Here is an 11,791-nt window from a genome sequence, read left to right on the forward strand (position 1 = left end):
ACCAGGACGGCAATGGATCTTTCATGGCGGGCTTTTCTACCCACCCGGCGGGAAAATCATCCCAGCCAGACCGCGATCACCGCGCCGGCCACGAAAACCCCCACTGCCGCCTGGAGCAACATCACCGGGCCCATGTGTGACCACTGGGTCGGGATCCGTGGCGTCAGCGGCTGCATCGTCGTCAGGTTCACCACCTGCATCAGCCGGACCGGTAGTTGCGGATCGGCCTGCGGCTGGGTGCGGACCTGCACCAGATCGCCCCGGTGCAGCGCCGACTGCGGCAACTGCCCGTGCATCTCGATCTCGTAGGTCTGCCCCAGGTCGTCGCGCAGCCGGACCGGCGTCACCAGGAACTCCGGTCCCTTGCGCAACTCCTTCAGCGACCGCCGGGCCGGTTTCATCCGGAACAGCGAGGCCAGCAGTTGGGCGATACCAGCCGTCAGGAAGACGGCGATCGCCACCGGGCGGCCGATGCGCACTTCGCGGGTGTACGACGTCTGAAAGCCGACGAATCGGCCGGTGATGATCGGACTGACGTGCCGGAGGATCCGCTCGCGGTGCAGCTCGGTGTCGTCCATAGGGGTCACCTCCTTGGATGTTCTTCAATGCTACGGAGAGAACGCGCTTCAACACCGTGAGTGAATTTCCACTCACTGCATACCGCCTGCCCCGCCCCGCTGCCGGAAGATCGCCGCGATTACCCGCGCACGCTCCGGCGATCTACACGGATCTGCGGAAATCCCCCCTAAGGGGACCCCCGAAGGGGTGAACTGAAGCGGAGCCGGGAGACAACCCGGCCGGTTCTGTCATGCCGTCCCGGCACGTGGACAGGCCGGGAATGGGGGTGCGAAACCGGTGGCATCAACGTACGTAAAACCGGAGAGTGTGCTGGCGCGAACCGCGACCAAGATGGTGGAGGCGCACGGCGGCGGACTCGGCCCACACGACGGAACCACCGAATGCCCGGTCTGCGGCGAAACACTCCCGTGCCGAACCGGCCAGGCCGCCGCCCAGGTCCTGGCCGCCGCCGGCCTGGCCGAAGAATCCGGCCTGGTAGCCGCCACCCGCCCCGCCTGGTCCCCACCACCTCCGGGCCCGGCCGCAGCGACCCCGTTGATGCCGTCCGCGCTGCCCGAGCCCCCCACCCCACAGCCCATCTCGCCGACCGACCCGCTGTCGGTCCCGGCGTCGGCGTCCCTTCCGGAATCCGTTTCCCCGGCCCTTGCGGCGTCCGCTTCACCGCCTCTTCCGGCACCTGCGTCGCCGGCCTCTACGGAGTACGCTTCGCCGGCCCTCGCGACGTCCGTTCTGTCGGCCAGTGGGCCGTCCTTCGGTGCCGAAACGCCTGACCTCGTCTCACCGGACGTCCTCCCTCCGGACCCGACCCCACTGCCGACTTTCGGCTCGCTCCACGCCACCCCGGCCGAACCGTCCACCGCCCCACCCGCACCCGTCGGTCACGGTGACCCGGGAACACCGCGACATGGCGCAAGCGCGACCCCCATCGTCCAAGGCCCCGCCATCGCGCCGGCCCCCCAACCACCCGCGAGCGCCCCGTTCTTCCGGCCAGGCGCCCCCAAAAACCCCGACGATCACCCCCTTGCCGGTACGGGTGACCAACTCCCCGCCCTCACCACCGCCCCTTTCCGGACATCTCGTGCCAGCGCACCCGACCCAGGACTCGCGGCTCTCTCCACCCCATCCAGTCCTCACCCGTCCCCGAGTCCTCACCCGTCCAGCAGCCCTCAGCCGGCTACGAGTGCCCACCCGTCCATCGACGGCGGCCCCGATGACACCGGTATGGCTCCCGGAGGGCGAGAAGCCTCACCACCGAGCCGAACCCCCGGAACCTGGCCGGTAAACCCCGACGTCCAACCGGCCCCCAGCGCTCCTGTGCTGGGCTCGTCCGCTCTGGGTTCCTCCATCCCGGGTTCGTCCACCGCGGGTTCGTTCAACTCGGGCCTGTCCCTCCCGCCGTCCTCAACCCAGGCGCCATCCGCGCTGCCGTCAGCTGCTTCTGGCCCGTTCCCCGAGGATTCGCCATCCCACGGCTCGGCTCCCGGAGGAGACCGGCTACGCCCCTGGCCCCCTACCGACCCCGCAGCCCAACAGCCATCACTCCCCGAACCGGCCACCCCGACCTGGACCATCGATCCGTCCACCCCGAGCTGGTCTTCAGAACCGTCCGCGCAGAGCTGGTCTTCGGAACCGTCCACCCCGAACCGGGCCACCGAACAGTCCGGCTCCTGGTCCGCGTCAGTCATCCGCGGTCCGAGCCCCGCCGAGGGCTACCGCCCGCCTTGGCTGACCAACGACAACGACTCCGCGAACAAGGCCCCTGATCCTTACGCCCCCACCGCATCCGGAACGTCCCCAGCCTCGGCAGCCCCTTTCGCGAGCCCTTCGCAGCCCGGTTCGGCAGCCCTCGGCAGCTACTCGACACCAGGAAGCCCCGCAACCTTCGAAAGCCGCCCCACCCACGAGGCGCCCGAAACCCGAACCCCCCACGCCACCTGGGAAGATCACGTCACCGCGGAAGGTCACGCCGGCTCGGGAGGTCACGCCGCCCCAGAAGGTCACGCTTCATCCGGCAGCCACACCGCCCCCGGAGGTCACGCCGCTTCGGGAAGCCATGCTGCCTCCGGAAGCCACGGCACCCATCAGTCACCCGGAAGCCACGGCGTGTTCGGCGGCCACACCAGCCACGGTGTGGCGTCCCACGGCCTTGCGTCCCACAGCCTCTCCGCCCCATCCGGCCGTAGCGGCCCGCACCCACCGAGCTTCGGAGCAGCGGGCCTGTCCACCCTGAATCTAGGAACCAGCGGCACCCCCGGCACAGCCCTGACGGCCGGAAGCACCACTCCCGGAACCAGCCCGGATCCCGACTCCGCTCCGGCCGGAAGACCCTTGCTGAACCCTTTCCCGAACGAGTCCACGCCGGCCGACCCCACCCACAGCGCCGCCAGCCGCCCGTCCCACTCAACAGCCGAAAACGATCATCGATCCCAGTCCGGTCCAGCCCAGTCCGGTCCAGCCCAGCCCGGGTTCGGCCAATCAGGGCTCGGCCAGCCAGGCCTAGGACTTTCCGGCCTAGGACTTTCCGGCCTAGGTCAGTCAGGCCTCGGGCAGCCCGGTCCAGGGCAATCGGGCCTAGGCCGAACAGGCCTGGAACTGTCAGGGCTCGGATCGGCCGGCCAAGGACAACCCGGCCAGGGTGATCTCGCCGTCAGCGGAACCAGCCACGGCGGCGGAGTGTTCGGTAATCGCGCCTTCCCGAACGCAACCGCTGGTGTATCCCGTCCGGGCGAAGTCTCGTCGGCCGGCGCCCATGACGACGCTCCCCAGAGCGGACTGAGGCCCGGACTCTCAGCGCCCTTCAGCGGCATGTCGGCACCAGGCGGCTACCAGCCGGCCGATCCCACCACACCCGGCCTTGGAACGTTCGGCGCGGGAACAGCAGCTCCCAGCACTCACTTCCAGGATCAGTCCGGCCTCCAGGATCAGTCCGGTTCACCCGGCTTCGGCACTGAGAACACCGCTCCCAGCGGCCCCAACCGCGGCTTCGGAACAGCGAGCCCCGGCGCGTTGACCCTGGGTGGTGCGGCAACCGGCAATGCCGGCCCCGGCATCTCCGGCCGACCGGGAAACGCCGGTCCGGGCTTTTTCAGCCCGGAGGCCGGCACGAACGAACCCGCCACCGGTTCGTTCGGCGCTGAGGACTCCGGTACCTGGAACACCGGCTCATGGACCACATCTCAGGGCGACCCCGGCCAGAGGAACGACGGCCAGGGACAGCCGGGCCAGGGCCAGTCGAGCCAGGGAGAAGCCGGTCAGGGGCCCGCTGGTCAGGGAAACGTCGGATCCGGATGGGCAGCTTCGCCGCTTGGTGCGAGTTCCTTCGGGCCGGGAAACGCCGGTCCAGGATGGGCGGCTTCAGGCACGACAGGCCCGGGCCCCATCGGCCCGGGGAACACCGGGCCGGGTCCAGCCGGAGCACCCGGTTTTGAGGGGCAGTCATCTACCGCGCCGGGTATCGCTGGATCGGGCCCAACCGGGCATGGCCCGGCCGGTCAGGCCACCGGTTGGGCGGGAACCACAGGCCAGGAGCCCGTCGGCCCGGGAATCGCCGGTCCGGGATCGATCAGGCGCGGTGACTCCGGTCCGGGCACGGTCGGGCACGGCGACTCCGGGCTGGGAACTGCTACGCCGGGAGTCGCTGGAGCCTGGGGCGGCGGGCATGGGGATCCTGGCCATGGTTCCTCGGGTGCGGAGACCAACGGTCCCGGGTCGGCCGGTTTCGGCGTGGGTCATCCGAGCGCGAATGCTGTGGTCAACGGTGAGACGGACCAGTTGATGCGGCGGCCGCCGGCCTACAGCCAGCAGAACAGCCCTTTGGACGCACCCCGCTTCACGCGCTCATCCCGTCCGGCACAGGCGGAGACGTCTCCCTCAGCTTTCGGCGGCTTTCCCGCCGGGCCGCCGTCCCCGGCCTCGGGTGGGTTTCCCGCGAACCCGCCAGTCGCGGCTGGTGGCGGGTTCGCCACTGGTTCACCCGCGGCACCGGCCGGCGGGTATCCGAGCGGGATGCAGTCCGCGTCCACTGGTGGGTATCCCGGCGGGCACCCGGCACTGCAAGCGCCGGAACTCGGCCGGCACGGGCAAGTGGCGGGCAATGAGATGACCGAGATGCAGCAGCCTTCGGGCTACCAGCCGCCTGGTTCGCCGTCCGGTTTCAGCGGGGCTGGGTTGCCGGCCGGTCACCATGGGTCCGGATCGCCGTCCGACTACCTTGGACCTGGATCGCCGTCCGGCCATGACGCTCCGAGTTCGGTGACGGGATACAACGGGCCGGGCCAAATGACCGGTTTCGGTCAGGCCGGTGGGCGACCGTCGTTGCAGGCTCCCGACATGGGTCAGCACAATGCCCCGCGTACTCCGTTGCAAGCACCGGATCTCGGCCAGAACACGTCCATGCAGGCTCCACCGGCTGGATACGACCCGTCAGCCCAGGGTGCAGCCGGCTACCACATGCCGGGTGCGGCGGGCGGACATGGAACGCCGGGTGCGGCGGGCGGGTATGGCGCACCCGGTGCGGCGGGTGGTCACAGCGCGCCGGATTCGGCTGGGGGATACGGCGGACCGGGTGAGGCGGCAGGGTATGGGGCCGCCGGCTGGCAGGGTGCCAACAACGCGGCGGAGCAGTCGGTTGGGCACCACGCACAGGCGCCGGGTGCCGGTGGTTATCCGCAGGTACCCGGTGGCGGGAGTTACCCGCAGGCACCTGGTGGCGGGAGTTACCCGCAGGCACCTGGTGGCGGTGGTGGCTCGCCGGAGGGTGCTCCGACGGCTGACGAGAACGTTCCGTCGGGTCTGCCGTCCCGGGCGGGTGCCGCTTCGCACCGGCCGGTGCCGGTGGCGGCCGCTGCCCCGGAGTCGCCGCAGGATCCGTCCCAGACTCCGAGCGGACTGCCGACCCGCCGCCCCTAGTGGTTTTCGAAGTCGCGAGCCGGGACGGCCTTCCGTCCCGGCTCGCGACTGGTTTCGCGAAGACCTCGCCGATGCGACCACCGCGGATACGCCGCCTGCCGCCAGGTGAGCGCGCTCGGCGGGCACCGGCTCAAGGAGACCGACCAGGCGTTCGGCGAACCGGTCGGCGCACCGCTGGTCGGCGCACCGGTCGACGAACGGGTTGGAGCACCGGGCGGCGTGCCCGGCGGCATCCCCGCAGGTCCGGGGCCAGGGCCTGGACCTCCCTCTCGCCGTACGACGCCTGGCGCGCCTCGTCGAGCTGCTCCTCGTCCACATCGGTGGCGTAGATCTCGACCCGTTCCTTGAACCGGTCGATTCCCAGCATCTCGGCCGGCACCATGGCCAGGGTGCAGGTCTCCTCACCGGACGCGCACCCGGCCTACCACGCCCGGATCGCCGAGCCGGCCGATTTGGCGGCCACCATCTGCTCCAGCACCTCGGCGCGCAGGAAGTCCCAGGCGCCGGTGTCCCGGAAGAACGCCGTCACGTTGATCGGACCAGACCGGATCGCTGGTAACCGGTGAAGTCGAAGCCCCGGGACTCCTTCAGATGAGTCAGCAGCGCTTCGAACTGCGGGTCGGTCGCCAGCACGATCCGCAACGCTACCGCACGGACGTCCCGGCGGCGGTCAGGCCGTCGCGGTGCTGAGCTGGGACCACACCACCTTGCCGTCGGTCACCGGCAGGACCCCCCACGCGTCGGCGAGGTCGTCGACGAGCCGCAGGCCGCGGCCCCCGGCGTCGGTGACGTCCGGATCGAGGGTACGGGGCATCCGGCGGCTGTGATCACGAACGGCCAGGATCACCCGGCCGTCGCGCAGCCGGAGGGTGAAGTCCATCGTGGTGCGGGCGTGCCGGACCACGTTGGCGACGAGTTCGGTGGCGATCAGGGCCGCGGTCGCGGTGCTGTCCGAGCGCTGCCAGGCGGCACAGGTCTGGGCGACCAGGCCGCGGACCTGACGGCATGCCTCGGGGACCGGGCGCAGCCTCACCCGTACGACATCGCCGGTCCTCTGCTTCTCGGCCTCGGCCAGGGATTCCCGGTAGCCGGCGGACAACCGGACCTCGGCGCACCGGGGATCCGCCGCCAGGGCCGCCCGGGTCTCCGCGTCCGCTCCGAAGACCACTATCGGGACCGCCGGGAACTCCGCGCCCAGCACGGCGGTGGCCGCCGGATCGCCGAGCCGTAGCCGGGTGAAGTCGAGCAGCACCCGGTCCGGCTGCCCGGCGAGGCTGCGGCGCACCGCGGCACCCAGCGCGCCTTCGGTCATCCGGTCCAGAGTGCCGCTCACCGTCAGTACCGTCACCGGGAGGTCCTGCTCCGGCCGGCAGACGAGCTGGCTGGGCATTCGGTCTCCTCCCCATGGTCCGGACGTACGACAGGCTCACAGATGCCCACCATCCGGCCGGGGCAAACGCGACCCGGCGGGTCACCTCGGATCACCTTGATGAGGAGCGCACGGGAGTCCGGCGCCTGAGCGCGGGCAAAATGAAGTACCGTTGCGCGCCATGGGTGTGTCGCAGCGGCTGAAGAGCCGGTTTCGCAAGTTTCTCCAGCGTCCGGGCACGACGGTGGATCTGGGGCCGCTGTCGAAGCGGCTCCCTGCCATCGAGGCGCGCGAGGACGCGCTGAAGGAGCTGGACGACGCCGCGCTGACCGAGGCGGCGCTGGAGGCGCGGGAGCACGCCGAGATCTGTGCGCTCGGCCGGGAGGCCTCCCGGCGGGCGATCGGCCAGCGGCCGTACGACGTTCAGCTGCTCGGCGCGATGGCCCTGCTGGACAAACGGGTCGCCGAGATGGCCACCGGTGAGGGCAAGACCCTGACGGCGACGATCGCGGCGTACGGGCACACGCGCCTCGGCAACGGCCCGGTGCACATCCTCACGGTCAACGACTACCTGGCCAAGCGGGACGCCACCTGGATGGAGCCGATCTACACGCTGCTCGGCCTCACCGTCGGCTGGGTGACCGAGTCGATGACCCAGGAGGAACGCCGCGAGGCGTACGCCTGCGACGTCACGTACGTGTCGGTCAGCGAGGCCGGTTTCGACTACCTGCGCGACCAGCTCGTCACCGACGTGGCCGACCGGGTGCAGCGCGACCTGGCCACCTGCATCGTCGACGAGGCCGACTCGATCCTGATCGACGAGGCCCGGGTGCCGATGGTGCTGGCCGGCAGCACGACCGCCGAGAGCAACCCGGTGAACGAGGCCGCCGCCCTGATCAAGGACCTGCGCAAGGGCTTCCACTACGAGGCCGCCGAGGACGGGCGCAGTGTCGCCTTCACCGAGGACGGTCTGAAGGAGCTGGAGGAGAAGCTCGGCGGCATCGACCTCTACGCCGACGACCAGGTCGAGCACCTGTCCGCGGTGAACGTGGCGCTGCACGCGCACGCCCTGCTGCGCCGCGACGTCGACTACATCGTCCGCAACGGCAGCGTCGAGTTGATCGACGAGATGCGCGGCCGGGTGGCCCAGCGCCGCCGCTGGCCGGACGGTCTGCAGGCGGCGGTCGAGGCCAAGGAGGGCCTGACCGCCACCCAGGAGGGCGAGGTCCTCGACACCATCACGGTCCAGGCGTACATCGCGCTCTACCAGACCGCCTGTGGCATGACCGCGACCGCCGTGCACGTCGGTGAGCAGCTGCGCGAGTATTTCAAGCTCGAAGTGGCGGTCATCCCGCCGAACACCCCGAACATCCGTGAGGACGACGTCGACCGGATCTACTCGGCGCACGACATGCGCGACGAGGCCCTGGTCGAGGAGATCAAGATCGCCCACGAGTCGGGGCGGCCGGTGCTGATCGGCACCCTGGACGTGAAGGCGTCCGAGCGCCTGGCGAGTCAGCTCGAAGCGGCCGGTGTGCCGTGCAGCGTGCTGAACGCGAAGAACGACGCCGAAGAGGCCACCATCATCGCGGAGGCGGGCGCGCTCGGCGCGGTCACCGTCTCCACCCAGATGGCCGGCCGTGGTGTCGACATCCGCCTCGGCGGCAGCGACGAGAAGGACCGCGACGCGGTGGTCGAGCTGGGCGGGCTCTACGTGATCGGCTCCGGCCGGCACGACAGCCGCCGGGTCGACGACCAGCTCCGCGGCCGGGCCGGCCGGCAGGGCGACCCGGGCCGCTCGGTCTTCTTCGTCAGCCTCGAGGACGAGCTGGTCTTCCGGCACGCCGGTGACATCCTGCCGGCCTCGCCGCGGATGGACATCGACGGCGTCGTGCACGACTCCCAGGTGGAATACGCCGTGGAGCACGCCCAGCGGGTCGCCGAGGGGGTCAACCACGAGATCCACAAGAACACCTGGCGCTACAGCGTGGTGACCGAGCAGCAGCGCCTGCTGCTCGCCGAGCGCCGTGAGCGGCTGCTCACCTCCGAGGTCGCCGCGATCATGCTGCTGGAGAAGTCCAAGGAGAAGGCTGAGGAGATCGACGAGGACGTGCTGTCCGAGTCGGCCCGCGCGATCGCCCTCTTCCACCTGGACCGCCTCTGGGTCGACCACCTGGCGTTCCTGTCCGAGGTCCGGGAGGGTGTGCACCTGCGCGCGCTCGGCAAGCTGGACCCGCTCGACGAGTTCCACCGGGCGGCGGTGCCGGCCTTCCAGGAGCTGCTGACGCAGGTCGAGTCGCGGACCATCGCGACGTTCGACGAGGTCGACCTGGAGGACGGCTGGGTGCCGGAGCGGGCGGAGATCGTCCGGCCGAGCGCCACCTGGACCTACCTGGTGCACGACAACCCGTTCGGTTCCGAGCTGGACCGGCTCATCGCGGCGGTCGGCCGGCGGCTCACCTCGGGCGGCTGATCGCACCCACCACTCGCCTGCCGCGGGGGTGTCGCCTTGACGGCGGCACCCCCGCTTCTCATTTCCTTAATGCGACTGACGGAAATCGTTCCCAGAATGCATTTGTGTGATGAACGACAATATGGAACTGTGTTCCCACACTGTGGATCGTTGACTTGACCCGCTAGCCTGAGGGCGGGAATTATCGGCCCCGCATTACGCACAGTGATCAGTCGTATTCGCTTGCCGCAGCAAATTCTGGGGGATGAATCAATGCCGGTCCGCGCATTGTCGTCACGTGCAGATCGTCGTTCCGCAGGCCCGGGCCGGGGGGCCGCCCGACGTGCCGCCGAGCCCGCGCTGACCGTGACGCTCGCCATCCCGCTCACCGGGGACGCCGTCTCCCCGCAGGCGCACCGCCTGCTCGCCGCGGTCCGTGAGCTGGTCGAACTGAGCAAGGGCACGGTCACCGTCGAGCAGGCCCCGCCCGTTGCGGATCAGGTCCCGGCCGACGCCGACGCTGACGCGGCCGCTGAGGTCGTTCCGGACGGCCCGGAGGTCCGGTTGCACACCTCGTCGCGCCAGGCCGTCCTGGACGGTGTGGCGCTGCCGCTGACCCGTCTGGAGTTCGACCTCCTGCAGTTCCTCGCCGAGCGGCCACGCCGGGTCTTCACCCGTGGGCAGCTGCTCGCGGCCGTCTGGGGTTACGAGCGGGCCGGTGAGCGCACCGTGGACGTGCACGTGCGGCGGCTGCGGCTGAAGCTCGGCGGCAGTGTCCCGTTGGTCACGACGGTCTACGGCGTGGGTTACCGGCTGGCCGACGACGCCAACATCCTGATCCTGCCGCACGACTGACGATCCCCCGGCCGGGGGATCATGGACACATGCGCGTTCGTCCCGTCTCCCTGGAAAAACTCGTCGAGGAAATCGCCGACCGGCTCGCGAGTCGGGAATCCGACAATCGTCTGCGGGTGGCTCTGGACGGCGCTCCGGCGGCCGATCCGGGCCGTCTCGCGGATGCTCTGGTGGACCCGTTGCGGGTGCGCGGCCGCCCGGCGATCCGTGTCGACACCAGCGATTTCCTGCGCCCGGCCTCGGTGCGCCTGGAGTTCGGGCGGACCGAGCCGAACTCGTTCTACACCGGCTGGTTCGACGAGGCCGGGCTGATCCGCGAGGTGCTGGCCCCGGCGGGACCGGACGGTTCCGGCCGGATCCTTCGCCGACTGTGGGACGCCGGCGTCGACCGGGCCGCCCGGGAGCCCTACCAGGACCTGCCGGCGGGCGCGATTCTGCTGGTCAGCGGCCCGCTGCTGCTCGGTTCCGGACTGCCGTTCGACTTCTCCGTCCACCTTGAGGTGTCCGCCGCCGCGCTGGCTCGCCGGACCTTGCCGGAGCTCGCGTGGACCCTGCCGGCCTACCGCCGCTACCGCGACGAGGTGGCCCCGGAAACCTTCGCTGACGTGGTGGTTCGCCTCGACGACCCACGCCGTCCAGCGGTTGTCGAGGGGGGCCGGTGACACCGGGCACGAGACCCGAATGCCGAGTCCGTGGCGGATTCGACCACTGACAGTTATGCTCCGGTTACTTTTTTGCGGGGGTCCCGTTTGGGATCTTCGGCGGTGGGTATCGTCCGGCTCCACAAAGTGGGGCCGAGTCGGGACGAGGGTGACCCGGGGGATCCCACCGGCTGGGGCTGAGTGAAGGGCAGGGGGACTGCATGCTCGTCAACGGAGCGGTTGTCGCAGGCAAGGGCGCGAGCGCGGTCAAGGGGCTGCGTTCGACCGATGAGATCGACCAGATCCGAGTGATCCTGCAAGGCCGATTCGAGGAACTCAACAGTGAGTACGAAGAGGCCGTCGCCCAGAACACCCGTCTTCGGCTGGTGGAGATCGGCGACGCGGCCGGCGACGACCAGGCCGACAGTGGTTCCAAGACGGCCGAGCGCGACGCGGCGACCTCGCTGCTGAAGACGCTGCTGGACCGCCGGACGCAGGCTGAGCACGCCATCGCGCGGCTCAACGACGGGACGTACGGCAACTGCGAGGGTTGCTCGAAGCCGATTCCGGTCGAGCGGCTCGAGGTGTTCCCGTCGGCGACGGCGTGTGTGAACTGCAAGTCGGTGCGCGAGCGCCGGGCCAGCTGACGACACGCTTTTCCGGCGGCGAGGATATCCACACGGCGAAATCGCCGCCGGGAGAGCGACATATCCATTACTGAACAACTGTTTATTCGATGTCGGTGAAATCCGCGGAACCGGCCGCCTCTCGGGTCGGGATACCGGTAGAACGGCAGGTATGACCGACACCGTGGACGAACCCGAAGACAACACCGGCGGCGACTACGAGTACGACGAGGCCCACGGCGGCAACGACGACGGGCCCGACGTCCCGGCGGCCCTCCTGCAGGAGGCCGCCCGCCACCGGGAGATGAGCCCGCCGGCCTGACGCCAGGCCGATCGGGGAGATGGCCCCGCCGGCCTGAAG

General features: G+C 70.2%; 8 protein-coding genes. 5 read left to right on the top strand and 3 right to left on the bottom strand.

What is annotated here, in order from left to right:
• Nucleotides 1-56: 56 nt before the first annotated feature.
• The 3 genes from BLU81_RS00800 to BLU81_RS00810 form a co-directional block, all read right to left on the bottom strand.
• The gene (locus tag BLU81_RS00800; protein WP_092540674.1) at nt 57-578 is read right to left on the bottom strand and encodes a hypothetical protein; all 522 of its coding nucleotides are present in this window, start codon (nt 576-578) and stop codon (nt 57-59) included.
• A 5,039-nt stretch (nt 579-5,617) separates the two neighbouring features.
• Entirely contained in the window at nt 5,618-5,854 is a 237-nt protein-coding gene (locus BLU81_RS50125) for a CheR family methyltransferase (protein WP_231953935.1), read from the bottom strand.
• A 303-nt stretch (nt 5,855-6,157) separates the two neighbouring features.
• Nucleotides 6,158-6,877 (bottom strand): ATP-binding protein, encoded by a 720-nt coding sequence (locus BLU81_RS00810; protein ID WP_092540676.1) that lies wholly within the window; start codon nt 6,875-6,877, stop codon nt 6,158-6,160.
• A gap of 160 nt (nt 6,878-7,037) precedes the next feature.
• On the opposite strand from BLU81_RS00810, the gene secA2 reads away from it, so the two are divergent.
• From secA2 to BLU81_RS47500, 5 genes are all read left to right on the top strand, one after another.
• Complete coding sequence (secA2, locus tag BLU81_RS00815; RefSeq protein ID WP_092540678.1) at nt 7,038-9,329, top strand: accessory Sec system translocase SecA2; 2,292 nt, start codon at nt 7,038-7,040, stop codon at nt 9,327-9,329.
• Between the two features lie 345 nt (nt 9,330-9,674).
• Nucleotides 9,675-10,163, top strand: coding sequence for a winged helix-turn-helix domain-containing protein (locus BLU81_RS51355; RefSeq protein WP_092540680.1), 489 nt, complete (start codon nt 9,675-9,677; stop codon nt 10,161-10,163).
• Between the two features lie 29 nt (nt 10,164-10,192).
• A complete protein-coding gene (locus BLU81_RS00825; RefSeq protein WP_092540682.1) occupies nt 10,193-10,825 on the top strand; it encodes a nucleoside/nucleotide kinase family protein in 633 nt (210 codons plus the stop codon).
• Between the two features lie 200 nt (nt 10,826-11,025).
• Nucleotides 11,026-11,451, top strand: coding sequence for a TraR/DksA family transcriptional regulator (locus BLU81_RS00830; protein WP_092540684.1), 426 nt, complete (start codon nt 11,026-11,028; stop codon nt 11,449-11,451).
• Nucleotides 11,452-11,602: 151 nt separating this feature from the next.
• Entirely contained in the window at nt 11,603-11,752 is a 150-nt protein-coding gene (locus BLU81_RS47500; protein ID WP_157751067.1) for a hypothetical protein, read from the top strand.
• Nucleotides 11,753-11,791 lie beyond the last annotated feature (39 nt).

The sequence above is a fragment of the Actinoplanes derwentensis genome (genome assembly GCF_900104725.1).
Taxonomy (GTDB): Bacteria; Actinomycetota; Actinomycetes; order Mycobacteriales; family Micromonosporaceae; genus Actinoplanes; species Actinoplanes derwentensis.

Bases quoted from the DNA above. Each gene is read 5' to 3' on its own strand.
- BLU81_RS47500 (WP_157751067.1), top strand. From the start codon at position 11,603: ATGACCGACACCGTGGACGAACCCGAAGACAACACCGGCGGCGACTAC.
- BLU81_RS00800 (WP_092540674.1), bottom strand. From the start codon at position 578: ATGGACGACACCGAGCTGCACCGCGAGCGGATCCTCCGGCACGTCAGT.
- BLU81_RS50125 (WP_231953935.1), bottom strand. From the start codon at position 5,854: ATGCTGGGAATCGACCGGTTCAAGGAACGGGTCGAGATCTACGCCACC.
- BLU81_RS00830 (WP_092540684.1), top strand. From the start codon at position 11,026: ATGCTCGTCAACGGAGCGGTTGTCGCAGGCAAGGGCGCGAGCGCGGTC.
- BLU81_RS00810 (WP_092540676.1), bottom strand. From the start codon at position 6,877: ATGCCCAGCCAGCTCGTCTGCCGGCCGGAGCAGGACCTCCCGGTGACG.
- secA2 (WP_092540678.1), top strand. From the start codon at position 7,038: ATGGGTGTGTCGCAGCGGCTGAAGAGCCGGTTTCGCAAGTTTCTCCAG.
- BLU81_RS00825 (WP_092540682.1), top strand. From the start codon at position 10,193: ATGCGCGTTCGTCCCGTCTCCCTGGAAAAACTCGTCGAGGAAATCGCC.